24 protein-coding genes are annotated in these 22,584 nt (G+C 65.6%); 19 read left to right on the top strand and 5 right to left on the bottom strand.

Annotated elements, in window-relative coordinates:
• The first annotated feature begins 90 nt into the window (after positions 1-90).
• From urtA to P5703_RS01490, 13 genes are all read left to right on the top strand, one after another.
• Positions 91-1,359, top strand: a complete 1,269-nt coding sequence (gene urtA / locus P5703_RS01550; protein WP_011914735.1) for an urea ABC transporter substrate-binding protein — start codon at positions 91-93, stop codon at positions 1,357-1,359.
• A 176-nt stretch (positions 1,360-1,535) separates the two neighbouring features.
• A complete protein-coding gene (urtB, locus tag P5703_RS01545; protein WP_020305874.1) occupies positions 1,536-3,107 on the top strand; it encodes an urea ABC transporter permease subunit UrtB in 1,572 nt (523 codons plus the stop codon).
• The gene (gene urtC / locus P5703_RS01540) at positions 3,104-4,183 is read left to right on the top strand and encodes an urea ABC transporter permease subunit UrtC (protein WP_003283037.1); all 1,080 of its coding nucleotides are present in this window, start codon (positions 3,104-3,106) and stop codon (positions 4,181-4,183) included. Before urtB ends, urtC begins: the two co-directional genes overlap by 4 nt.
• Positions 4,180-5,031: an urea ABC transporter ATP-binding protein UrtD gene (gene urtD / locus P5703_RS01535; RefSeq protein WP_256043830.1), complete on the top strand. Its 852-nt coding sequence runs from the start codon at positions 4,180-4,182 to the stop codon at positions 5,029-5,031. Before urtC ends, urtD begins: the two co-directional genes overlap by 4 nt.
• 130 nt (positions 5,032-5,161) lie before the next feature.
• Positions 5,162-5,860, top strand: coding sequence for an urea ABC transporter ATP-binding subunit UrtE (urtE, locus tag P5703_RS01530; RefSeq protein ID WP_126527177.1), 699 nt, complete (start codon positions 5,162-5,164; stop codon positions 5,858-5,860).
• A 206-nt stretch (positions 5,861-6,066) separates the two neighbouring features.
• Positions 6,067-6,900 (top strand): urease accessory protein UreD, encoded by an 834-nt coding sequence (locus tag P5703_RS01525; RefSeq protein ID WP_256069129.1) that lies wholly within the window; start codon positions 6,067-6,069, stop codon positions 6,898-6,900.
• Between the two features lie 136 nt (positions 6,901-7,036).
• A complete protein-coding gene (gene ureA, locus P5703_RS01520) occupies positions 7,037-7,339 on the top strand; it encodes an urease subunit gamma (protein ID WP_003283033.1) in 303 nt (100 codons plus the stop codon).
• Between the two features lie 11 nt (positions 7,340-7,350).
• Positions 7,351-7,905 carry a GNAT family N-acetyltransferase gene (locus P5703_RS01515; RefSeq protein ID WP_017246510.1) on the top strand — a complete coding sequence of 185 codons (555 nt, stop codon included), beginning with the start codon at positions 7,351-7,353 and terminating at the stop codon, positions 7,903-7,905.
• Positions 7,902-8,207 (top strand): urease subunit beta, encoded by a 306-nt coding sequence (locus P5703_RS01510; protein ID WP_013984136.1) that lies wholly within the window; start codon positions 7,902-7,904, stop codon positions 8,205-8,207. The genes P5703_RS01515 and P5703_RS01510 overlap by 4 nt, the downstream gene beginning before the upstream one ends.
• 101 nt (positions 8,208-8,308) lie before the next feature.
• Positions 8,309-10,009, top strand: coding sequence for an urease subunit alpha (gene ureC / locus P5703_RS01505; protein ID WP_221292666.1), 1,701 nt, complete (start codon positions 8,309-8,311; stop codon positions 10,007-10,009).
• A gap of 358 nt (positions 10,010-10,367) precedes the next feature.
• Positions 10,368-11,096: a hypothetical protein gene (locus P5703_RS01500; RefSeq protein ID WP_256069127.1), complete on the top strand. Its 729-nt coding sequence runs from the start codon at positions 10,368-10,370 to the stop codon at positions 11,094-11,096.
• A 330-nt stretch (positions 11,097-11,426) separates the two neighbouring features.
• Positions 11,427-12,899 (top strand): NCS1 family nucleobase:cation symporter-1, encoded by a 1,473-nt coding sequence (locus P5703_RS01495; protein WP_256069126.1) that lies wholly within the window; start codon positions 11,427-11,429, stop codon positions 12,897-12,899.
• Positions 12,900-12,967: 68 nt separating this feature from the next.
• The gene (locus P5703_RS01490; protein ID WP_256069125.1) at positions 12,968-14,152 is read left to right on the top strand and encodes a GAF domain-containing sensor histidine kinase; all 1,185 of its coding nucleotides are present in this window, start codon (positions 12,968-12,970) and stop codon (positions 14,150-14,152) included.
• Here the strand turns inward: P5703_RS01490 and P5703_RS01485 are convergent, their stop codons facing one another.
• On the bottom strand, positions 14,153-14,419 hold the full coding sequence (locus P5703_RS01485; RefSeq protein ID WP_013984140.1) for a DksA/TraR family C4-type zinc finger protein: 267 nt from the start codon (positions 14,417-14,419) through the stop codon (positions 14,153-14,155).
• Positions 14,420-14,717: 298 nt separating this feature from the next.
• Between P5703_RS01485 and P5703_RS01480 the strand changes: the two genes are divergently transcribed.
• Positions 14,718-15,437, top strand: a complete 720-nt coding sequence (locus P5703_RS01480; RefSeq protein WP_017246516.1) for a TorF family putative porin — start codon at positions 14,718-14,720, stop codon at positions 15,435-15,437.
• Positions 15,438-15,458: 21 nt separating this feature from the next.
• On the opposite strand, the gene P5703_RS01475 is transcribed toward P5703_RS01480, so the two are convergent.
• From P5703_RS01475 to P5703_RS01465, 3 genes are all read right to left on the bottom strand, one after another.
• Positions 15,459-16,613: an MFS transporter gene (locus P5703_RS01475; protein WP_285585333.1), complete on the bottom strand. Its 1,155-nt coding sequence runs from the start codon at positions 16,611-16,613 to the stop codon at positions 15,459-15,461.
• A gap of 65 nt (positions 16,614-16,678) precedes the next feature.
• Positions 16,679-17,542, bottom strand: coding sequence for an oxaloacetate decarboxylase (locus tag P5703_RS01470; protein WP_234493430.1), 864 nt, complete (start codon positions 17,540-17,542; stop codon positions 16,679-16,681).
• A 111-nt stretch (positions 17,543-17,653) separates the two neighbouring features.
• Positions 17,654-18,526, bottom strand: a complete 873-nt coding sequence (locus tag P5703_RS01465) for a DMT family transporter (protein WP_019405392.1) — start codon at positions 18,524-18,526, stop codon at positions 17,654-17,656.
• Between the two features lie 262 nt (positions 18,527-18,788).
• Here P5703_RS01465 and P5703_RS01460 point away from each other — a divergent pair, with 262 nt between their 5' ends.
• From P5703_RS01460 to P5703_RS01440, 5 genes are all read left to right on the top strand, one after another.
• Complete coding sequence (locus tag P5703_RS01460; RefSeq protein ID WP_014597809.1) at positions 18,789-19,274, top strand: GNAT family N-acetyltransferase; 486 nt, start codon at positions 18,789-18,791, stop codon at positions 19,272-19,274.
• Positions 19,275-19,438: 164 nt separating this feature from the next.
• Positions 19,439-19,939, top strand: a complete 501-nt coding sequence (gene ureE / locus P5703_RS01455; RefSeq protein ID WP_014597810.1) for an urease accessory protein UreE — start codon at positions 19,439-19,441, stop codon at positions 19,937-19,939.
• Positions 19,936-20,628 carry an urease accessory protein UreF gene (locus P5703_RS01450; RefSeq protein WP_014597811.1) on the top strand — a complete coding sequence of 231 codons (693 nt, stop codon included), beginning with the start codon at positions 19,936-19,938 and terminating at the stop codon, positions 20,626-20,628. Before ureE ends, P5703_RS01450 begins: the two co-directional genes overlap by 4 nt.
• Before the next feature lie 426 nt (positions 20,629-21,054).
• A complete protein-coding gene (gene ureG / locus P5703_RS01445; protein WP_013984147.1) occupies positions 21,055-21,669 on the top strand; it encodes an urease accessory protein UreG in 615 nt (204 codons plus the stop codon).
• Positions 21,670-21,697: 28 nt separating this feature from the next.
• Complete coding sequence (locus P5703_RS01440; protein ID WP_125853286.1) at positions 21,698-22,270, top strand: HupE/UreJ family protein; 573 nt, start codon at positions 21,698-21,700, stop codon at positions 22,268-22,270.
• A 13-nt stretch (positions 22,271-22,283) separates the two neighbouring features.
• On the opposite strand, the gene P5703_RS01435 is transcribed toward P5703_RS01440, so the two are convergent.
• Positions 22,284-22,526, bottom strand: a complete 243-nt coding sequence (locus P5703_RS01435) for a DUF2789 domain-containing protein (RefSeq protein ID WP_285585328.1) — start codon at positions 22,524-22,526, stop codon at positions 22,284-22,286.
• Positions 22,527-22,584: the final 58 nt, after the last annotated feature.

Raw genomic sequence — 22,584 nt, 5'->3', positions numbered from 1 at the left:
TTTGCGCCATTTGGCACGGATGCTGCCATTGCTCCAGGCGTTCCGATGTACCCAGCCCACAGTTGCGCACGGACAGCCAAGGAGCCCCAAATGAAACGCCGTCCTCTGATCAAGACCACCCTCGCCGCCAGTGCCCTGATGCTCAGCGGTCTGTTCCCCTTCACCCTGCAGGCCGCCGAAACCATCAAGGTCGGCATCCTGCATTCGCTGTCCGGCACCATGGCCATCTCCGAGACCTCGCTCAAGGACATGGCGCTGATGACGATCGACGAGATCAACGCCAAGGGCGGCGTGCTCGGCAAGCAGCTCGAGCCGGTGGTGGTCGATCCGGCTTCCAACTGGCCGCTGTTCGCCGAGAAAGGCCGTCAGCTGCTGACCCAAGACAAGGTCGCGGTGACCTTTGGTTGCTGGACTTCGGTTTCGCGCAAATCCGTGCTGCCGGTCTATGAAGAACTCAACGGTCTGCTGTTCTACCCGGTGCAGTACGAAGGCGAGGAACTGTCGCCGAACGTCTTCTACACCGGCGCCGCACCGAACCAGCAGGCCATCCCCGCCGTCGAGTACCTGATGAGCGAAGACGGCGGCAGCGCCGAGCGCTTCTTCCTGCTCGGTACCGACTACGTCTACCCGCGCACCACCAACAAGATCCTGCGCGCCTTCCTGATCAGCAAGGGCGTGCCGGAATCCAGCATCGAAGAGGTCTACACCCCCTTCGGTCACAGCGATTACCAGACCATCGTCGCCAACATCAAGAAATTCGCCGCCGGCGGCAAGACGGCCGTGGTGTCGACCATCAACGGCGACTCCAACGTGCCCTTCTACAAGGAGCTGGCCAACCAGGGCCTGGACGCCACCGACGTTCCGGTCGTCGCCTTCTCGGTCGGTGAAGAAGAGCTGCGTGGCATCGACACCAAGCCGCTGGTCGGGCACCTGGCCGCCTGGAACTACTTCCAGTCGGTGGAGAACCCGGTCAACGAAGCCTTCGTCAGCAAGTGGAAGGCGTACGCCAAGGCCAAGAACCTGCCGGGCGCCGACAAGGCGGTGACCAACGACCCGATGGAGGCCACCTACGTCGGCATCCACATGTGGGCGCAGGCGGTCGAGAAGGCCGGCAGCACCGAGGTGGACAAGGTACGCGATGCACTCGCCGGGCAGACCTTCAAGGCACCGAGCGGCTATACCCTGACCATGGACGAGAAGAACCACCACCTGCACAAGCCGGTGATGATCGGCGAGGTCCAGGAGGACGGTCAGTTCTCGGTGGTCTGGGAAACCGAAAGCCCGGTCCGCGCCCAGCCGTGGAGCCCCTACATCCCGGGCAACGACAAGAAGCCGGATTACGCGGTGAAGTCCAACTAACCGCTGCGGTCGTCATGGTGGATAGGTGACGCACCGATTTCGCGTCCCGATCCACCACACGATCGCTCGGCTTTCGTTGGGCGGATCGGAACGCGTAGTCGAGACGTTCTCATCCGCCCGCCCATCGCCGCCACCTCCATCAAGAGAGCCCGCGGCGCCCCCTGGGGAATTCACGCATGAACACTGCCCTGCACCGATTATTGCTGCTGCTCCTGCTGGTTCTGCCCTGGGCAGCCCAGGCCGGAGACGCGGCCGACTACGCCAAGGCCAGCCCGGCCAAACAGGCCAGGCTGCTGGAAAGCTGGGCCGCCGCGCCCGCGCCTGAGCGGCTGCCGCTGATCGAAGCGCTGCGTGCCAATCGCGTGGCCATCGACCAGAACAAGACGCCCTTCATCGAGGAAAACGGGGCCTACCGTGCCCTCGAAGGTGATGCCGAGCCAGTCGGCACGCCGAAGAAGCTGCGCCTGAACAACCGCCTGCGCGGCCTGCTCAACACCGCCCTGGCCAGCCACCAGCTGTTCGCCGAAGACCCCGCACAGCGCCTCGCCGCGGCCAAGCGCCTGCAGCGCAGCGGCCAACCGGAACAGCTCGAGCTGCTTCAGCAGCGCCTGGACGCCGAGGACGATGCCGCCGTCAGCGAAGCGCTGACCCTGGCGCTGGCCAACCTGCAGCTGACCGCAAGCGACCCCGCAGTACGCCTCGCCGCGGTGCGCCTGCTCGGCGAAACCGGCGCGCCCATGGCGCGGGTGCGCCTGGAGAACCTACTGGCCGACGAGGCGGAAACCGACGCCAACGTGCGCAAGGCCGCCGAGACCAGCCTGGCTCAGGTCAAGCGCAAGCTCCTGATCGGCGAGCTGCTCGGCCAGGCTTTCAGCGGCCTGTCGCTGGGCTCGATCCTGCTGCTCGCCGCCCTCGGCCTGGCGATCACCTTCGGCCTGCTCGGGGTGATCAACATGGCCCACGGCGAGATGCTCATGCTCGGGGCCTATACCACCTACATGGTGCAGGTGCTGATGGCACGGCTCGCCCCGGAAGCCCTCGCCTTCTATCCGCTGGTGGCGTTGCCGGTGGCCTTCTTCGTCACCGCTGCGATCGGCATGGCGCTGGAACGCACGGTGATCCGCCACCTGTACGGCCGCCCGCTGGAAACCCTGCTGGCGACCTGGGGCATCAGCCTGATCCTGATCCAGCTGGTGCGGGTGCTGTTCGGCGCGCAGAACGTCGAGGTCGCCAATCCGGCCTGGCTGTCCGGTGGCCTGCAGGTGCTGCCGAACCTGGTGCTGCCGTACAACCGCATGGTGATCATCGGCTTCGCGCTGTTCGTGGTGCTTCTGACCTGGCTCTTGCTGAACAAGACGCGCCTGGGCCTGAACGTGCGCGCGGTCACGCAGAACCGCAACATGGCCGCCTGCTGCGGGGTGCCCACCGGGCGCATCGACATGATGGCGTTCGGGCTGGGTTCCGGCATCGCCGGGCTCGGCGGCGTGGCCCTGAGCCAGATCGGCAACGTCGGCCCGGACCTCGGCCAGAGCTACATCATCGATTCCTTCCTGGTGGTGGTGCTCGGCGGTGTCGGTCAGCTGGCCGGCAGCATCTTCGCCGCCTTCGGCCTCGGCATCGCCAATAAGATCCTCGAACCGCAGATCGGCGCCGTGCTGGGCAAGATCCTCATCCTCGCGCTGATCATCCTCTTCATCCAGAAGCGTCCGCAGGGGCTCTTCGCTCTCAAGGGGAGGGTCATCGATTGAACCAGCCACTTACCCTCACCGCCGCGCAGAAAGCCGGGCCGAAAGCCACGGTCATCGCCCTCGGCCTGGCGCTCGCCGTCCTCGTCGCCATGCCGCTGTTGCACCTGCTGCCGGCCGAGCATGCCCTGCACGTTTCGGCCTACACCCTGACCCTGGTGGGCAAGATCCTCTGCTACGCCATCGTCGCCCTGGCGCTGGATCTGGTCTGGGGTTACGCGGGGCTCTTGTCCCTCGGCCACGGCCTGTTCTTCGCCCTCGGCGGTTACGCCATGGGCATGTACCTGATGCGCCAGAGTGCCGGTGACGGCCTGCCGGCATTCATGAGCTTCCTCGCGTGGAACGAGCTGCCCTGGTACTGGTACGGCACATCGAGCTTCCTCTGGGCCATGTGCCTGGTGGTGCTGGTGCCCGGCGTGCTGGCCTTCGTCTTCGGCTTCTTCGCCTTCCGCTCGCGGATCAAGGGCGTGTACTTCTCGATCATGACCCAGGCGCTGACCTTCGCCGGCATGCTCCTGTTCTTCCGCAACGAGACCGGCTTCGGCGGCAACAACGGCTTCACCGATTTCAAGACCATCCTCGGTTTCTCGATCTCGGCGCCGGCGACCCGCGCCACGCTGTTCCTCGCCACCGTGGCGCTCCTGGCCGGCAGCCTGTACCTGGGCTTTCGCCTGGCGCGCAGCAAGTTCGGCCGGGTGCTCACCGCCCTGCGCGATGCCGAGAACCGGCTGATGTTCTGCGGCTACGATCCGCGCGGCTACAAGCTGTTCATCTGGACGCTGTCGGCGGTGCTCTGCGGCCTGGCCGGTGCGCTCTACGTGCCGCAGGTGGGGATCATCAACCCCAGCGAGATGGCGCCGACGCAATCCATCGAGGCCGCCGTCTGGGTCGCCCTCGGCGGGCGCGGCACGCTGATCGGCCCGCTGCTCGGCGCAGGCCTCGTCAACGGCATGAAGAGCTGGTTCACCGTGGCCTTCCCCGAATACTGGCTGTTCGCCCTCGGTGCGCTATTCATCGTCGTCACCCTGTACCTGCCCAAGGGCGTCATCGGCCTCATCAAGCGGAGGGGCGAAGAATGAAAACCGTACCCTGCAGCGCCGTCATCGACGGCTTCGACCCCACCGGCGGTGGCCTGACCCGCGATGCCATCGGCCTCGGCCGGGTCGCCGAGAAGGGCCTGGACGTACGCCACGGCACCATCCTCAGCCTGGAAGACATCAACGTCAGCTTCGACGGCTTCAAGGCGCTGACGAATCTAAGCCTGTACATCGGCGTCGGCGAGCTGCGCTGCATCATCGGCCCCAACGGCGCCGGCAAGACCACCATGATGGACGTCATCACCGGCAAGACGCGCCCCACCAGCGGCAGCGCCTGGTTCGGCGAAACCCTGGACCTGTCCCGCATGAGCGAGGTGGACATCGCCCAGGCCGGCATCGGCCGCAAGTTCCAGAAGCCCACGGTGTTCGAGGCGCTTTCGGTGTTCGAGAACCTGGAGCTGGCGCAGAAGACCGACAAGTCGGTGTGGGCGAGCCTCAGGGCCAGGCTTTCCGGCGAGCAGAAGGACCGCATCGACGAAGTGCTGGAGACCATCCGCCTCGGCCAGTCGCGTCATCGCCCGGCCGGGCTGCTGTCCCACGGGCAGAAGCAGTTCCTCGAGATCGGCATGCTGCTGATGCAGTCGCCGCAGCTCTTGCTGCTCGACGAGCCGGTGGCCGGCATGACCGACGCCGAGACCGAGTTCACCGCCGAGCTGTTCAAGTCGCTGGCGCGCAAGCATTCGCTGATGGTGGTCGAGCACGACATGGGCTTCGTCGAGACCATCGCCGACCACGTCACCGTGCTGCACCAGGGCCAGGTGCTGGCCGAGGGTTCGCTGCAACAGGTGCAGGCGGATGAGCGGGTGATCGAGGTGTATCTGGGGCGTTGAGCAAACAGGTGGATGGCTTCGGCCATCCACCCTACGCCCGTCGAATCGTAGGGTGGATAACGCCGCAGGCTTATCCACCGAAAGCGGCGCAGCTTTTTCCACGCGTCACGAAAGAAACAAGGACATCGACATGCTGCAAGTCCAGCAACTGCACCAGTACTACGGCGGCAGCCATATCCTGCGCGGCCTCTCGTTCGAGGCGAAGGTCGGCGAAGTCACCTGCCTGCTCGGACGCAACGGCGTCGGCAAGACCACCCTGCTCAAGTGCCTGATGGGCCTGATCCCGGCCAAGGAAGGCGCGGTGAACTGGGAGGGCAAGCCGATCACCGGCTTCAAGCCGCACCAGCGCGTGCACGCCGGCATCGCCTATGTGCCGCAGGGGCGCGAGATCTTCGGCCGCCTGACCGTCGAGGAAAACCTGCTGATGGGCCTGTCCCGTTTCAGCGCCAGGGAAGCCAAGGAAGTACCCCAGTTCATCTACGAGCTGTTCCCGGTTTTGCAGGAAATGAAGCACCGCCGCGGCGGCGACCTCTCCGGCGGCCAGCAACAGCAGCTCGCCATCGGCCGAGCGCTGGCGAGCAAGCCGCGCCTGTTGATCCTCGATGAACCCACCGAAGGCATCCAGCCCTCGGTGATCAAGGAGATCGGCGCGGTGATCAAGAAGCTCGCGGCCCGCGGCGACATGGCGATCCTCCTGGTGGAGCAGTTCTACGACTTCGCCGCCGAACTGGCCGACCAGTACCTGGTGATGAGCCGCGGCGAGATCATCCAGCAGGGCCGCGGCGAAACCATGGAAGCCGAAGGCGTACGCGGGCTGGTCGCGATCTGACCGGCCAGCGCACCACAACAGCGCATTTATCGCTCGACGCACCAGCCCGATGCACAAAAAGAACAACCTGAGACGCTGCCCAAGATGCCAATCCACGTCGAAAAAACGCCATAGCGCCGATCTGTCAGGCCGCGCACCAATGCAGCGCATAACGGGCATGGCGATTGCTCTGCTTTCCTGACCGACAGATCGAAAAGCCTGCACCCATGAACGCCCCTGCACCGCTGCTCACCCCCCATTGGCATGCCGAGCTGGAGCTCGGTTATGCGCCGTGCGCCGGCGCAACACGGCCGGTGCTGCGTCGCCACACGGGGCCGTTGCGGGTGCAGAAGCATCTCTATCCCGAGGGGCCGGAGGTTTGTCAGCACATCATCGTGCACCCACCGGGCGGCATTGCCGGTGGCGATCGGCTGGATATCAGCGCCACGGTTGCAGCCAGTGCCTGGGCGCAGCTGACCAGCCCCGGTGCAGCCAAGTGGTATCGCGCCGCCAGCCCGGCCTTTCAGGACCTGCAGCTGCGCGTCGAGGCCGGTGCCACGCTGGAATGGCTGCCGCAGGAGACCATTGTCTATTCCGCAGCGCAGGCCGAGCTGAGCACGGTCATCGAGCTGGAAGGCGATGCGCGGCTGTTCTACTGGGACATCGTCGCCCTCGGCCGGCCGGCAGCAGGCGAGCGCTTCGACGCCGGGCATTTCCAGGCGCGCCTGGATATCCGTCGCGATGGTCAGCTCATCTGGCACGAACGCCAGCGCATCGCCGGCGGCGACGGCCTGCTGGATTCGCCGATCGGCCTCGACGGGCATTCGGTGTTTGCGACCCTGATCGTCAGCGGCGAAATCGACGCCGAGCTGATGGAACGCTGCCGTGAACTACCCAGCCGCGTGCGTGGCGACCTGACCCAGCTGCCGGGCCTGGTGGTCGCGCGCTGTCTCGCGGACGAAGCGCTGCATGCGCGCGCCTGGCTGATCGATCTGTGGCGGCTGTTGCGCCCTGAACTGCTGGGCCGCGAGGCGGTACCGCCTCGCATCTGGAGTACCTGAATGACCGGTGGGCAAGGCTGCGCCGTTGCCCACCCTACGCCGGCGCTTGCCAAGTGCCGCCCGATGATCGCTGCGTGGTCTCGACCACGAGCCGGTGGATGTGAAAAGCGACATCCACCCTACGACTGGAGCTGTTATGGATTTATCGCCGAGAGAAAAGGACAAGCTGCTGATCTTCACCGCCGGCCTGGTGGCCGAGCGCCGGCTGGCCCGCGGTGTGAAGCTCAACTACCCGGAGGCCATGGCCTACATCTCCGCCGCGCTGCTCGAAGGCGCGCGCGACGGCCAGACGGTCGCCGAGCTGATGCACTACGGCACCACCCTGCTCAGCCGCGAGCAGGTGATGGAAGGCGTGCCCGAGATGATTCCGGAAATCCAGGTCGAGGCGACCTTCCCGGACGGCACCAAGCTGGTCACGGTGCATCAACCAATCGCCTGAAATATCGGTCAATGTCTACTGCCCACGACCTTGAACCGTTCTTGAAGGAAACCAACGTGCAGATACGCGACGCCCTGGACACCGACCTCGAAGGCATCCTGCAGATCTACAACGACGCGGTGCAGAACAGCACGGCGATCTGGAACGACCACTGCGTCGACCTCGCCAACCGCCAGGCCTGGCTGGCCGAGCGTCACGCGCAGGGCTACCCCGTGCTGGTCGCAATCGACGAGCTGGGCCGCGTGGCCGGCTATGCCTCCTTCGGCCCCTGGCGCCCGCATGACGGCTTTCGCCACACCGTGGAGAACTCGGTCTACGTCAGCCCCGACCATCGCGGCAGCGGCATCGGCCGCAGCCTGATGAAGGCACTGATCGAGCGCGCCCGCATGCTCGACAAGCACGTGATGGTTGCCTTCATCGAAAGCGAAAACCGCGCCTCGGTGCATATGCACCAGCAACTGGGCTTCATCCATGTCGGCCAGATGCGCCAGGTCGGCTGCAAGTTCGGCCGCTGGCTGGACCTGACCATGATGCAACTGACCCTGAACAGGACCTCGAAACCATGATTCCCGGCGAATACCAGATCCAGGACGGCGACATCGAGCTCAACGCCGGCCGCCGCACCCTGACCCTCTGCGTGGCCAACAGCGGCGACCGACCGATTCAGGTCGGTTCGCACTACCACTTCTTCGAAACCAACGACGCGCTCACCTTCGATCGCACCGCCTCGCGCGGCATGCGCCTGAACATCCCGGCCGGCACCGCGGTGCGCTTCGAACCGGGCCAGAGCCGCGAGGTGGAGCTGGTCGAGCTGGCCGGCGAGCGCCGGGTGTTCGGCTTCGCCGGGCGGGTGATGGGCGCGCTCTAGGGCACAGCGCTTTTCGTAGGGTGGAGAACGCCGAAGGCTTTTCCACCGTGAACAGGATCGGTGGATGGCTTCGGCCATCCACCCTGCGCGAGACGATACGGATGAAGATTTCCCGCCAAGCCTATGCCGACATGTTCGGCCCCACCGTTGGCGACAAGGTGCGCCTGGCCGACACCGACTTGTGGATCGAAGTCGAAAAGGACTTCACCACCTATGGCGAAGAGGTGAAGTTCGGCGGCGGCAAGGTGATCCGCGACGGCATGGGCCAGAGCCAGCTCTGCGCCGCCGAGGTGGTCGATACCCTGATCACCAACGCGCTGATCCTCGACCACTGGGGCATCGTCAAGGCCGACGTGGGCCTCAAGGACGGCCGCATCGCCGCCATCGGCAAGGCCGGCAACCCGGACATTCAGCCCGATGTGACCATCGCCATCGGCGCCAGCACCGAAGTCATCGCCGGCGAAGGCATGATCCTCACCGCCGGCGGCATCGACTCGCACATCCACTTCATCTGCCCGCAGCAGATCGAAGAGGCGCTGATGAGCGGCGTGACCACCATGATCGGTGGAGGCACCGGGCCGGCCACCGGCACCAACGCCACCACGGTGACGCCCGGCCCCTGGCACATGGCGATGATGCTCAAGGCCGCCGACGCCTTTCCGATGAACATCGGCTTCACCGGCAAGGGCAACGCCTCGCTGCCCGAGCCGCTGATCGAGCAGGTCAGGGCCGGAGCCATCGGCCTCAAGCTGCACGAGGACTGGGGCACCACCCCGGCGGCCATCGACAACTGCCTGTCGGTCGCCGATCAGTACGACGTGCAGGTGGCCATCCATACCGACACGCTGAACGAATCGGGCTTCGTCGAGACCACCCTCGGCGCGTTCAAGGGCCGCACCATCCACACCTACCACACCGAAGGTGCTGGTGGCGGCCACGCGCCTGACATCATCAAGGCCTGCGGCTTCGCCAACGTGCTGCCCAGCTCGACCAACCCGACCCGGCCGTTCACCCGCAACACCATCGACGAGCACCTGGACATGCTCATGGTCTGCCACCATCTCGATCCGAGCATCGCCGAGGACGTGGCCTTCGCCGAGAGCCGCATCCGCCGCGAGACCATCGCCGCCGAAGACATCCTGCATGATCTCGGCGCGTTCTCGATGATCAGCTCCGACAGCCAGGCCATGGGCCGCGTCGGTGAGGTGATCACCCGCACCTGGCAGACCGCCGACAAGATGAAGAAGCAGCGTGGCGCCCTGCCCGGCGACGGCGCGGGCAACGACAACTTCCGCGCCAAGCGCTACATCGCCAAGTACACCATCAACCCGGCAATCACCCACGGCGTCAGCCACGAGGTGGGCTCGATCGAAGTGGGCAAGTGGGCCGACCTGGTGCTCTGGCGCCCGGCGTTCTTCGGCGTGAAGCCGAGCCTGATCCTCAAGGGCGGCGCCATTGCCGCGAGCCTGATGGGCGACGCCAACGCCTCGATCCCGACGCCGCAGCCGGTGCACTACCGGCCGATGTTCGCCAGTTACGGCGGTTCGCTGCACGCGTCGAGCTTCACCTTCATCAGCCAGGCCGCCTTCGAGGCCGGCGTGCCGGAACAGCTGGGGCTGAAGAAGAAGATCGGCGTGGTCCGGGGTTGCCGCCAGGTGCAGAAAAAGGACCTGATCCACAACGACTACACGCCGGACATCCAGGTCGACCCGCAGAACTATCAGGTGCGCGCCGATGGCCAGCTGCTCTGGTGCGAACCGGCCGAAGTGCTGCCGATGGCGCAGCGCTACTTTCTGTTCTGATCAGTCTGTTCTGATCGACCGCTTCTGATCGGCAGCGCACCAGGGCTGGAAGGCCGCTTGCCTTCGACCCGGCGCGCGTTTTGACCATCGCCGCAAGGTTGATGCGCGCGCTGCACTTCGTCGGTTCGCGAGTGAATCAACCGTTCGATGGATTGGGAAAGTCAGGCATGCATTTACCGTCTGACAACCCAAGCGCAACGCTCTACCCAGGGATGCATGGATGCGCAGCGACCACCGGCCACCGTGGCTGGCGGAGGCATTGCCGGCGTCGCGTTCGGGGAAAGCGGGCGATTTCGGGTAACCGCGTCAGCTGAAAAACCAGCGGCGCGATTGACTGAATCCTACGGAGAAACAATCGATGTTCAAAATCAACGCGCTTTTCGCTGCTGTCCTCGCCGTCTCTGCCACCCAGGCTTTTGCGGCCAGCAGTGAAGCGGTTATCGAACAAAACGGTGTTGACCAGATCGCCGATGTCTATCAGGAAGGCGTCGGCCAGGCTTCGTACATTTATCAGACCGGCGCTTCGCAGCAGAACAGCGCCACGACCACCCAACTCGGCCAGGACAACTTTTCCGAGGTGACTCAGCAGGGTGCCTTGCACCAAGCCGATGTCATTCAAACCGGCGTCGAGGGCGAGGTGTTCATCAGCCAATACGACCGGGACAACAGCACGATCGTAGAGCAGGCGGGCTTCGCCAACAGCGCCGACGTGATCCAGGATGGCGTGAGCAACGATGTGGTGCTGATCCAGGACGGCGCGTACAACAGCACCATTGTCGATCAGTTCGGTGAAGGCAACGAAGCGCTGGTCTCCCAGAGCGGCCAGGAAGGCATCGTCGATCTCATCCAGACTGGCGACATGAACGTGGCCGATATCGATCAGGCTGGAATCGGCAACTCCGTCGATCTGGAACAGCAGGGCGACGGCAACCTCGCGCTGGTCGATCAGTTCGGCGATTCCAGCCAGGCTATGCTGCTGCAGAGCGGCACCGACAACTTCGCGACCGTGACCCAGGCAGGCTTTGCCGACTACGCCAGCATCAGCCAGACCGGCAGCAACAACACCGCGGTCGTTACCCAGCAGTAATCGCGTCCATCGGCCGATTCGGTCGGGAAGCCAGGCCCCCACGCAGGGCCTGGCTTTTTTATGCGCCATCGGAAAGCACCCTGCTGGTGCATTGCACGCACCTAAGGCTCTCGAGCGGCGCACCGTAGACAGGCCGCTGCACTCATCCCCGGCTAAATCCGCATCAGTTTCTGTATACAAAAAATTCAGGCGAACTGTCTGGGAGCGCCTAGAATTCAGGGGTTGGCGAAGTGGCGCGCTACGCCACGGCCGATAAATTCGCGAGCTCTGCCTTACGCGGAACAAGAACTGCATACAAAAACTCCACAGTCTTGCTCAGAGCGCCCTCCCATGAACCGTGACGACTTCCAGATCAAACAGTTCGATCCCAGCCTGTACAACGCCGATCTCGCACCACTCGCCCCGCCTGGGCGCAAATGGGGCTGGTTCGAGATCTTCAACGTGTGGTCCAACGACATACAGAGTCTGTTCGGCTACACGCTGGCCGCCACGCTTTTCATCAGCTACGGGCTCAATGGCTGGGCGGTTCTGACGGGTATCGTCCTGGCCGGCTTTATCGTGATGGGGCTGGTGCACCTCACCGGAAAACCGAGTGTGAAGTACGGCATTCCATTCCCCGTCATGGCGCGGGCGAGCATGGGCGTACGCGGCGCTAACTTCCCGGCGGTCGTCCGCGGCATCGTCGCGATCTTCTGGTATGGCGTGCAGACCTACTTTGCCTCGACTGCCGTTGCGCTGCTGCTCCGGGCCTTCATGGGCACCGATCCACAGGCGGCGACACTGCTCGGCCTGACTGCCATCGACTGGGCCGCCTACGTGATGGTCTGCGTGTTTCAGGTAGCGCTGTTCGTTCGCGGCGTCGACTGGGTAACGCGCTTTCTCAACTGGGCCGGCCCGCTGGTCTACCTGGTGATGATCGTGCTGATGATCGCCATCTGGTATCAGGCCGGCCCGAGCCTGCTGGGCGCCCTTGGCGACATCTTCAGCGGCAGCGGCGAACATGCCGGCGGTCCGATTGCAGCATTCGCGGCAGTGGTCGGCACCATGGTCGCCTACTTCGCAGCGGTGGTAATCAACTACGGCGATTTCGCCCGCTTCGTGAAAGACGAGCGGCAGATGCGCATCGGTAATTTCTTCGGCCTGCCTGTGAGCCTGGCGATATTCTCGATGATCGCGCTGGTGATCACCGCCGGCACCGTGGTCGTATTCGGAGAGACGCTGACCAACCCGACCGACATCGTGGCACGCATCGACAATGTCACCCTGACGGTGGTCGCCGCGATCACCTTCTTCGCCGCTACGGTGGGCATCAACCTGGTCGCCAACTTCATCCCTCCGGCCTACGACATCGCCAACCTGGCCCCCGCCAGGATCAGCGCCCGGACCGGTGGCTTCATCACTGCCGCCATCGCCTTTTTCATCGGCGCGCTGTGGGTGGCCTTCATCAGCGAAGTGGGCATCGCCGCCTTTGTCGATACGCTGGGCGCGGCGCTGGCGCCGCTGTACGGCATCATCGTCGCCGACTATTACCTGGTGCGCCGCCAGCACCTGGACCTGCAGCAGCTGTTCTCCACCGAGCGCAGCGGGATCTACCACTTCAATGCCGGCTGGAACCGCAAGGCGATGATCGCCTTCGGCGTCAGCGCGCTGTTTTCGGTGGCCTCGGTGTGGGTGCCGGGCCTGGAGAGCCTGTCCGGCTTCGCCTGGCTGCTCGGCGCGCTGTTCGGCGGCGTGCTGCACTACGGACTGATGCGTAACCAGCCGTTGCTCGCTCGGGCGGTGCAACCCGCTCCGCTCGGCTGACCGGCGCCTGCTGCAGAGGTCGGCCATGTTAAAGTGGCCGGCCTTTTTACGTCGCTCAGGGCCTGCAGATGGTGCGATCCATCCTCGACGACCTGCTTACCGTGCAACGCATCAGCGCTGTACCGGCCATCCTGCAGGTGGTCAGCGAAACCACCGGGCTGCGCTTCGCTGCGGTCGCCCGCGTCACCGAGTCGAACTGGACCGCCTGCGCCGTGCTCGATCGCATCGAGTTCGGTCTGAAGGTCGGCGGCGAGCTGGACATCACTACCACGCTGTGCAGCGAGATCCACGCCTCCCACCAGCCGATCATCATCAGCCAGGTCAGCGCCGACCCCGACTACCGCAACCATCACACGCCGCGGATGTATGGCTTCGAAAGCTATATCTCGGTACCGGTGCTGCGCGCCGACGGCAGCTTCTTCGGCACGCTCTGCGCACTCGATCCGGAGCCCCGCGACCTCTCCAGCCCGGCGACGCGGGCGATGTTCGAGTCTTTTGCCCGCCTGCAGACCCTGCAGATCGATGCCGAAGAGCAACAGCAGGCTACGCGTGCGGCGCTGGCTGACGAGCGCATCACAGGCTATCAGCGTGAGCAGTTCATCGCCTTGCTCGGCCACGACCTGCGCACCCCGCTGGCCTCGATCCAGGCGGCCAGCGACCTGCTGCTGCGCCGCTCGACGGAAGTCGGCACCCAGCAACTGGCCGAGCACGTGCGCACCGCCAGCCAGCGTGCCTCGCGCATGGTGGATGACCTGCTGGATTTCGCCCGCGGTCAGCTGGGCAACGGCATTCCGCTGAACTGGACGACGCCACCGGAGCTCAATCGCACCCTGCTCCAGGTGACCGACGAGCTGCGCAATGCGCATCCGCGACGGGTGCTGCTCGAGCGGCTGTCGCCAATGGAGATGTTCGAGTGCGATCCGGACCGCATCGCGCAGCTGCTCGCCAACCTGATCACCAACGCGCTGCATCACGGCGCCAGCACCGGCCCGGTGATCGTGACGGCGCAGACCGACAACGGGCATTTCGAACTCGCCGTGCACAACCGCGGCACGCCGATTGCGGCCGAACACCTCGAGCGGCTGTTCCAGCCCTACTGGCAGGACCAGGGAGGCTCCAGCCGAGGAGGCCTGGGGCTCGGCCTGTTCATCGTCGACCAGATCGCCCGTGCCCACGGCGGCAGCATGCGTGTCAGTTCCAGTGCCGAAGCGGGCACCACCTTCACTTTCTCGATGCCGATCCGCCGCGATTGATCAACGCAGCTGGCTGTCCTTGCTGCCGCGACGGTTGTAGCCGCTGAACCTGGCATCTTCCTTGTCCTGCGCCGCCTGGCACTTGATGCACAGGCGTACACCCGGCACCGCCTGACGGCGCGCCTCGGGAATCTTCTCTCCGCATTCTTCGCAGTGCTTCAGGCTTTCGCCCCGAGCGAGTCGGCTGCGGGCGCGCTGTACGGCATCTTCGACGGTGCTGTCGATCTGCTCCTGTACCGCGCCATCTCCTGCCCAACCGGTGGCCATCGCAACCTCCTCGGCCCGCCGGGCCAGTTCTTGGGTGTGCCTGCATTGGAACGGTATTCGCGCCGGGGGTTTCCAAAAAGCGGCGCCGTGAACCGCCGGATTTCCGTTAGGCCACGCACCGGCGCCGCCTGTCGATCCGCTGGCGCCAAATCGACGAGCGGGGCTCGCAGCCCGACCAGCTTGACTATCCTCGGCCCGGTTCAGGCAAGCCGTGGCAGCCAGCAGCGCTCCAGTCCGGTCTTGCCGCAGGTGGTCGTCACCGGTCGGCCGTTCAGTCTTCTCACCAGTGAAGCAGCATATGCACAGACGATATCTGCTCGCGCTGGCCATCGCGCTCGGCGGCTGCGCCAGCCAACCTGAAGTGGTGGAACGCGAGGTCGGCCAGTTCGACCTCAAGCTCGGCACCGCGCCGACTCGCAGCATGGCCCAGGGTCTGGTGCAGCCCACCACGGCCGGCACCTTTCGTGGCGGCCTCGATCTGACCCACGCCAGTGGCGTCTACCTCGGCCAGTGGTCGCCCAGCGTCGGACTGCTCGACGGCAGTCAGCTGGAGCTCAACAGCTATGTCGGTTACGCCCAGCCACGGCTCGACGATTCGCTGGGTTACGAGCTCGGCGTGATCCGCTATAGCTTTCCCGAGCTGCAGGCCAAGAACCGCGAGGAGTACTACGCCGGCGTCAACCTGGGCAGCAGCCGGCTGGGTGGCGCGCTGAGCAGCTCGCTGGGGCGGACCGACAGCACGCTGTTTCTCGACCTGGGTGCGCTGCGGCCGTTCGATGTCGGGGTACGCCTGAAGTACGCCAGCCACACCCTGGACAGCCCGCTGTACTACCCCGGCGGCAGCGTGCGGGTGTTCAACGACTGGTCTCTGAACCTGTCGCGGCGCCTACTCGGCATGCAGCTGGATCTGTCCTACACCGATACCAGCCTGCGCGGCGCGCAATGTGGCGTCTATTCGGGGCAGAACACCTATTGCGAAGGGTTCATGATGTTCAAGGCCGAACGCTCGTTCTTCTAGCGTCGCCGACGTCTGCCGGCGCTATCCCCATCGAAAGCGCAGCTGCGCATTGCCGACCGCCAGCAGGAAGGCCGCTGCGGCGAAGCCGTAGAGCAGCCCGAGGTTGCCATCCTGAAACAGCCAGGAGCCCAGCACCGGCCCGGTGGCCATGCCCATGAAGCGGAAGAAGTTGTAGCTGCCCACAGCGGTGGCGCGGTTGTGCTGGTACAGGTCCATCAGCAGACTGGTCTGCACCGGCAGCGACAGCCCGAGAAACAGCCCGAACGCCGTTACCGCCACCACCAGCGCGACCAGTGACAGAGGCGCCACCGCCACAAACAGCAGCAGGCTGAGCGCATTGAGCAGCGCCGTGATCAGCAGCATCGGCCGCGGTCGCCAATGCCCGAGCAGCCGACCGCCGACGTAGCTGCCGATCACCACGGCCACCGACAGCGGCAGAAACACCAGCCCTTTTTCGCTGGCGCTCAGGCCGTAGACCGCATCCAGCACCCGCGGCATGAACACCAGGTAGTTGTAGAAGGCGTAGTACTGCACGAAGCTCAGCAGCATGATCGCCAGCCCCTGGCGGTTGCCCAGTACCTCCAGGTACTGCGCCGGATGAAAGGCGCGCGGCTCCCCGGCCGGCCGGGTTTCCCGCAGCCAGATGGCGTTGCTCAGCAGCGCGGCCGCACCGACGAGGGCCAGCAGCAGGAACACGTAGTGGAAGTCCAGATGCTCGCCGACGAAACCGCCCACCACCGGGCCGACCACCGGCCCCAGCGCCACCATCATCTGGAACGAACCCATCGCCCGGCCGCGCGCGGCGCCTTCGAAGCGATCGCCGATCACCGTGACCGCCACCACCGCTCCGGCGGCGATGCCGACCGCCTGCAGCGCGCGGAACGCCAGCAGTGTCTCGATGCGATCGGCCAGGAAACAGCCCAGGGAAGCGACGATATAGATTGCCAAGCCGGCCAGCAGGGTGCGCTTGCGCCCACTGCGATCCACCAGCGGCCCGTAGATGAGCTGCATGAAGGCCAGCACCAGCGTGAAGATCGAGATGCTGAGGTTGATCAGAAACGGCGTGGTGCGCAGCGCACCACCGAGCTCCGGCAGGATCGGCGCATACACGGTCTGAGTGAACGGCCCGAGAAAGGCGGCGAAGGCGACCATGAAGGTCAACAGGCGTGGGCTCATCAAGGCTCCAGTGGCGGCGGTGTTGCCCACCCGGGCAGCGATGGCTGTCCGGGCGGGTCAGCGGCTTACTCCTTGACCTGCATGTACTCCTCGGCCCAGACGACGTACTCGTCCGCGGTGGAATACTTGACCGACAACTGCGAGGCGTTGAGGTCCAGGGCGTCGACCTGACGCTGCTCGCGCAGGCAGTCGTAGGTCGCCTTGATCGCTGCGAAGTAGGCTGCGTGGCCGTTGACCACGATGCGCACGCCGAGCGCGGCCAGCCGCGCGTTGTCGCGCAGGTTGGGGTTGCCGTAGGTAACCAGCATCAGCGGCTTGCTGAGCTGGCTGGCGATGCTTTCCAGGTGATCGAAATCCTCGATGCCGACCAGGCAGATGGCATCGGCACCGGCCTTTTCGTAGGCCTGGGCGCGTGCGATGACTTCCTCGAAGCCGATCACGCCGGCGTTGGTGCGACCGATGATGGCCATTTCCGAATCGACTCGCGCCTCCAGCGCCGCGCGAATCTTGCCGACGGCCTCGAACATGCCGATGAGGTCGGTGGAGCGGCGACCGAATTTGGGTGGCAGCAGGGTGTCCTCGATGGTCAGCGCGGAGATCCCGGCGCGCTCCAGCTCGGAAACGGTGCGCATCACGTTGAGCGCGTTGCCGTAACCGTGGTCGGCATCGGCCAGCACCGGCAACTGGGCGACGCGGCAGATGCGCGTGGCCTGCTCGACGAACTCGCTCAAGGTGATGAGGTTGAAGTCCGGCGCGGCCAGCACCTGCAGCGAGGCCACCGAGCCACCGAGAATGCCGACCTCGAAGCCGAGATCGGCGGCGATGCGTGCCGACATCGGGTCGAACACCGACGCCGTGTGGAAGCAGCGGTCGGCGTTGAGCAGCTCGCGGAAGTTGCGGCGCAGGTCATGATGAGAGAGTCGCGGCATATAGGCTCCGTTTGTTGTATGCGTTGCACGCAAGGGTCGAATCGCCCTGTCTGTTCATTTCAATATCGATGCTGAGAAGCTGTTCGGCCATCCGAATGGCACATTCGCCGTTTATCCGCCGGCGGCGGGCTGGCGGCGCTGCACATAGGCCATGCACAGCCCGCTGGCGATGATCACCGCCATACCGAGCAGCGCTCCGGCATCCGGTGCGTGATCGAAGGCGAGGTAACCCACCACCCCGGCGAACACGATCTGGCTGTAGGTGAACGGCGCCAGCGTCGCCGCGCTGGCGAAGCGGAAGGCGTTGGTCAGCAGCAGATGACCGAGCATGGCCATGCCACCGAGGGCGCCCATCAGCAGCGCGTCGTGCAGCGTCGGCGTGCGCCAGTTGAAGATCACCAGCACGCTCAGGGCCACGCAGCCGACCAGGCTGGTCAGGTAGTTGCTGGTCACCGGATGGTCGGTTCCGGCCAGGCGCCGCGTGATCAGCTGATAGACCGTGAACGACAGCGCCGCGCCCAGCGGCAGCAGCGCTGCCGGAGTGAACAATGCCGACCCCGGACGCACGATGATCAGCACGCCGAGCAGACCGAACCCCACCGCGATCCACTGGCTGGGATTGATTCGCTCACCGAGCAGCGCCGAGGCGACGGTCACCAGCACCGGCGTCAGGAAGATCACCGCGGTCGCCTCGGCCAGCGGGATGAAATGCAGGCCGTTGATGAACAGCAGGCTGACGCTGACCAGGCTCAATCCGCGCAGCAGCTGCGGCCAGGGCCGCAGGGTGCGGAACACGCGCTGCCCCATGCGCGGCACGAACAGCGCCGTCATCAGCACCGTCTGCGCCACGTAGCGGGCCCAGATGACCAGAAAGACGGGGTAGATCTCCGAAAGGTGTTTGGCCAACCCGTCATGGCTGGCCAGCAGCAGACCCGACAGCAGTATCAGCAGAACGCCATAGAGCGGGTGGTGATGATCGTTCAACGCTCGCCTCACTTGTTAGCAGACTAAGCATTATGCCTGCCAAGGCCTGCGGATGCTCCATCAATCGGCTGACTGGTGCTGCCACGGCGACGAGCCGGCTGGCCAGTTGACACCGTCTGACCGCGGACCTGTACACCCGCCCCGGCAGGCCGTCCGCTGGCGAGCAAAACACCGCCGTTTCGCGTATGATCGCCGGCTTTTTGCCGGGCCGCGTGGCGTTTCGCGGCGTTCGAGTGTAGTCGTGATGTACCAGTTGAGAGCGATGCAGGAGCGCGATATCCCTGCCGTCCTGGCGATCCAGGAAGAGTCCTATGCTGCCGAGGTACTGGAAGACGAAGCGGTGATCCGCTCGCGCCTGGCGGCCTGCCCGCACCTGGCCTGGGTAGCCGAGGACGCCGAGGGGGTCTGCGGCTACCTGTTCGCCTACCCGTCCCGCCTGGGCAAGGTCACGCCGCTGGACGGTGAATTCCATAGTGACGGTGAAGCCGATTGTCTGTACCTGCATGATCTGGCCGTGGCCCGTCGCGCCGCCGGTCGCGGCATCGGTCCGGCGCTGGTACGCCACAACCTGAAGCAGGCCAGCAGCATCAGGCTGCGCTATTCGGCGCTGGTGTCGGTACAGGATTCGACCGGTTTCTGGTCGCGCCTGGGCTACCAGGCCCATGACGAACTCGAACCGCCACAGGCCGGCAACCTGGCCAGCTATCAGATACCGGCGGTGTACATGGTGCGCAGCCTGCACCAGTAAGGCGCACGCTTGCGCCACGACCGCACGGCGCGCACCGTAACGGTGCGCGACAGGCCCCAATATCTGGCACAAAGATCCCTGTAGCCGCCACCAGCCCTGTCCGGACGCCCGATTGGCAAGCCCCTTGCTCTGCTTCGGCAAACGATCCGACCGGAACATTTGCAATGCTGGTGATTCGCCAACGCATCGCGGCCCGCCCTGAATGGCAGGCCGAACTCGAACTGACCTACGACGCGCGCAGCAAGAGTCGCCTGCGCTGCTTCAGCAGCAGCGGCGAAGACGTCGGCCTGTTTCTCGAACGCGGCCAGCCGCCGCTCGCCGACGGTGAGTGCCTGCTGGCAGCCGATGGCCGTGTGGTGCGCGTGCGCGCCCGCCCCGAACAGCTGTTGCACGTCACCTGCGCCAGCGCCTTCGAGCTGACCCGCGCGGCCTACCACCTGGGCAACCGCCATGTCGCCCTGCAGGTCGGCGACGGCTGGCTGCGCCTACTCGACGACTATGTACTCAAGGACATGCTCTTGCAGCTGGGCGCCCAGGTCGAACACATCGAGGCGCCCTTCCAGCCGGAGCATGGCGCCTACGGTGGCGGCCATCATCATTCCCACGCCGGCGAGGCGGAGTTCAGTTACGCACCGCGCCTGCACCAGTTCGGCGTACGCCCGTGAACGCGGCGGGCGCGCCCGTCCCGGCCTGGGCCCTGCTCCGGCTGGCCAGCCCGCAGCTGCCGATCGGCGGCTACAGCTATTCCCAGGGGCTGGAGATGGCGGTGGAGAACGGCCAGGTGAACGACCCGGACAGCGCCCGGCGTTGGCTGGAGGATCAACTGCTGCTCAACCTCGCCCGCTTCGAGGCGCCGCTGCTGCTCGCACACTGCGAAGCAGCGGCACAGGACGACTGGCCGCGCCTGTTGCATCTGGCTGCCGAACACCGCGCCAGCCGCGAAACCCGCGAGCTGCAGCTGGAAAGCCGGCAGATGGGCTATTCCCTCGCGCAGCTGCTCGACGGCCTGCCGGAACTCGACCAGCCGGGGCGTGACTGCCTGGCCGCCGCCGACGAGCCCGGCTTGACCCTGGCCTGGGCGCTGGCCGCCCGTGCCTGGCGGATCGAACCCGCCGATGCACTGGCCGCCTGGCTGTGGGGCTGGCTGGAAAATCAGCTGGCGGTGCTGATGAAGACCCTGCCGCTGGGGCAGCAGGCGGCGCAGCGGTTGACCTCGCAGCTGTTGCCGGTCCTGAGCCAGGCGCAGCGGGAAGCGAGTCAGCTGCCGGAAGCGGCCTGGGGCAGCGCGCCGTTTGGATTGGTGCTGACCAGCATGGCGCATGAGCGGCAGTACAGTCGGTTGTTTAGGTCATGAGGGTCACAAGCTTTCAGGCAACTCGGACCCCAACCCCCGTCAGGAAGCCGAGCGCAGTTGCCGTGGAGGGGGTTGAGCGGCATGGATGCCGCGAGAGCTGCGATGGGTCGGGGCCGCCGTCGGTAGGGATGGCCCTTCGCAGCGTGCCCCCGGAGCGGCGATGGAGTGAGGGCACCCTTCGCGCAGCGAAGGGCCGGATGTCGGCGTCGCCTTCTCTTTGGTTACTTTCTCTTGGCGAGACAAGAGAAAGTGACGCGCCGTGCAAGGCGCAACCTGCAGTCCCAGCCGAGAAAGCGCGGCGCCTGACAACACTGCGTACGCCACCGTCGATCACCCAAGGATTTCTATTCCCCCTGCCCCAATCGGCAGCAGCACCCTTCGCATCAACCCCGAGGCACCCACACTGCCTCCCAGAGGAGACCACCCATGAGCACACAACCCCTGCGCGTCGGCATTGGCGGGCCGGTCGGTTCCGGCAAGACCGCCCTGACCCTCGCCCTGTGCCAGGCCCTGCGCGACCGTTACAACCTCGCCGTGGTGACCAACGACATCTACACCCAGGAAGACGCCCAGTTCCTCGTGCGTAACGAGGCCCTGGCGCCCGAGCGGATCATCGGCGTGGAAACAGGCGGCTGTCCGCACACGGCGATCCGCGAGGACGCCTCGATCAACCTCGAGGCGGTGGAGCAGCTCAACCGGCGCTTTCCCGGCCTGGATCTGATCATCGTCGAGTCCGGCGGCGACAACCTCTCGGCCACCTTCAGCCCGGAGCTGTCGGACCTGACCATCTACGTGATCGACGTGTCCGCCGGCGACAAGCTGCCGCGCAAGGGCGGCCCGGGCATCTGCAAGTCCGACCTGCTGGTGATCAACAAGATCGACCTCGCACCCATGGTCGGTGCCTCGCTGGAGGTGATGGACCGCGACGCCCGCAAGATGCGCGGCGAGCGCCCGTTCGTCTTCAGCAACCAGAAGGTCGGCCAGGGTCTCGAGGAGATCATCGCCTTCATCGAAAAACAGGGAATGCTCAGCGCCGCCTGACGTCCGCCCGATCACCCAAGGAGTCTCTATGAACCTGCGCAAACCACTGCTCGCCACCCTTCTACTGCTCAGCCCGACCCTGGCACTGGCACACCCCGGCCACGATCACGCCGGCGTGCTGTCCGGTATCGCTCACCCCGTCTTCGGTCTCGATCACCTGCTGGCGATGGTCGCCGTCGGGCTATGGGCGGCCCAGCAGACCGGCAAGGCGCGCTGGGCGCTGCCGCTGATCTTCGTCGCCACCATGCTGCTGGGCGGCCTCGCCGGCTTTGCCGGTATCGAGATGCCGCTGATGGAAACCGGCATTGCCGGCTCGGTATTCGCACTGGGCTTGCTGGTGGCACTGGCGGTACGTCCGCCTCTGCCGGTGGCCGCCCTGCTCACTGCGCTGTTCGCCATCAGCCACGGCGTCGCCCATGGCCTGGAACTGCCGGAGCTGTCCAGCCCGTGGGGTTATGCCACCGGCTTCGTGCTGGCCACGGCCGCCCTGCACGCGGCCGGTTACGCAGCGGTGCGCTACCTGCCGCAGGCCGCCGCGCCGCTGGTGCGCATCGCCGGTGCCGCCTCGGCGCTGACCGGCGCCTGGCTGCTGGCCAGCTGAGCGCGGCGATGCGTCAGTGATAGTGCCGTCGCAGCGCTACGTTGAGGCGATCGACCACCTCGGCCCAGCCGGCATCCTCGAGGATCTCCTCACGCAGGAAGCTCGCCTGGGCCGGCGTCCAGAAGGGCGCGTCCGCCAGGTAGATGTCGTCCGCCAGGGGTGAGTGGGTTTCGATGAAGCGCCTGATCGACACGTCGTCGTTGGGCAGCCCCAACTGTTCGAACAGGTTGTGGAAGGCGTGAGTCGATGCGTCCATGTTGAGCCTCCGATGCTGACGCGGGGATGAACCTCTTGAGTATCGTCCATCCCCGCGA

This window comes from Stutzerimonas sp. FeSN7, from assembly GCF_030263795.1.
Taxonomy (GTDB): domain Bacteria; phylum Pseudomonadota; class Gammaproteobacteria; order Pseudomonadales; family Pseudomonadaceae; genus Stutzerimonas; species Stutzerimonas stutzeri.
This window is presented reverse-complemented; position numbering and strand designations above follow the sequence as displayed.

What these genes read in the sequence shown, in the direction of transcription:
- urtE (WP_126527177.1), top strand. Translation starts at nt 5,162, where the DNA reads ATGCTGCAAGTCCAGCAACTGCACCAGTACTACGGCGGCAGCCATATC.
- P5703_RS01435 (WP_285585328.1), bottom strand. Translation starts at nt 22,526, where the DNA reads ATGGACGCATCGACTCACGCCTTCCACAACCTGTTCGAACAGTTGGGG.
- P5703_RS01485 (WP_013984140.1), bottom strand. Translation starts at nt 14,419, where the DNA reads ATGGCCACCGGTTGGGCAGGAGATGGCGCGGTACAGGAGCAGATCGAC.
- urtB (WP_020305874.1), top strand. Translation starts at nt 1,536, where the DNA reads ATGAACACTGCCCTGCACCGATTATTGCTGCTGCTCCTGCTGGTTCTG.
- ureE (WP_014597810.1), top strand. Translation starts at nt 19,439, where the DNA reads ATGCTGGTGATTCGCCAACGCATCGCGGCCCGCCCTGAATGGCAGGCC.
- ureG (WP_013984147.1), top strand. Translation starts at nt 21,055, where the DNA reads ATGAGCACACAACCCCTGCGCGTCGGCATTGGCGGGCCGGTCGGTTCC.
- urtD (WP_256043830.1), top strand. Translation starts at nt 4,180, where the DNA reads ATGAAAACCGTACCCTGCAGCGCCGTCATCGACGGCTTCGACCCCACC.
- ureC (WP_221292666.1), top strand. Translation starts at nt 8,309, where the DNA reads ATGAAGATTTCCCGCCAAGCCTATGCCGACATGTTCGGCCCCACCGTT.
- P5703_RS01490 (WP_256069125.1), top strand. Translation starts at nt 12,968, where the DNA reads ATGGTGCGATCCATCCTCGACGACCTGCTTACCGTGCAACGCATCAGC.
- urtA (WP_011914735.1), top strand. Translation starts at nt 91, where the DNA reads ATGAAACGCCGTCCTCTGATCAAGACCACCCTCGCCGCCAGTGCCCTG.
- P5703_RS01500 (WP_256069127.1), top strand. Translation starts at nt 10,368, where the DNA reads ATGTTCAAAATCAACGCGCTTTTCGCTGCTGTCCTCGCCGTCTCTGCC.
- P5703_RS01460 (WP_014597809.1), top strand. Translation starts at nt 18,789, where the DNA reads ATGCAGGAGCGCGATATCCCTGCCGTCCTGGCGATCCAGGAAGAGTCC.
- P5703_RS01515 (WP_017246510.1), top strand. Translation starts at nt 7,351, where the DNA reads ATGTCTACTGCCCACGACCTTGAACCGTTCTTGAAGGAAACCAACGTG.
- P5703_RS01495 (WP_256069126.1), top strand. Translation starts at nt 11,427, where the DNA reads ATGAACCGTGACGACTTCCAGATCAAACAGTTCGATCCCAGCCTGTAC.
- P5703_RS01440 (WP_125853286.1), top strand. Translation starts at nt 21,698, where the DNA reads ATGAACCTGCGCAAACCACTGCTCGCCACCCTTCTACTGCTCAGCCCG.
- P5703_RS01480 (WP_017246516.1), top strand. Translation starts at nt 14,718, where the DNA reads ATGCACAGACGATATCTGCTCGCGCTGGCCATCGCGCTCGGCGGCTGC.
- ureA (WP_003283033.1), top strand. Translation starts at nt 7,037, where the DNA reads ATGGATTTATCGCCGAGAGAAAAGGACAAGCTGCTGATCTTCACCGCC.
- P5703_RS01510 (WP_013984136.1), top strand. Translation starts at nt 7,902, where the DNA reads ATGATTCCCGGCGAATACCAGATCCAGGACGGCGACATCGAGCTCAAC.
- P5703_RS01475 (WP_285585333.1), bottom strand. Translation starts at nt 16,613, where the DNA reads ATGAGCCCACGCCTGTTGACCTTCATGGTCGCCTTCGCCGCCTTTCTC.
- P5703_RS01470 (WP_234493430.1), bottom strand. Translation starts at nt 17,542, where the DNA reads ATGCCGCGACTCTCTCATCATGACCTGCGCCGCAACTTCCGCGAGCTG.
- P5703_RS01525 (WP_256069129.1), top strand. Translation starts at nt 6,067, where the DNA reads ATGAACGCCCCTGCACCGCTGCTCACCCCCCATTGGCATGCCGAGCTG.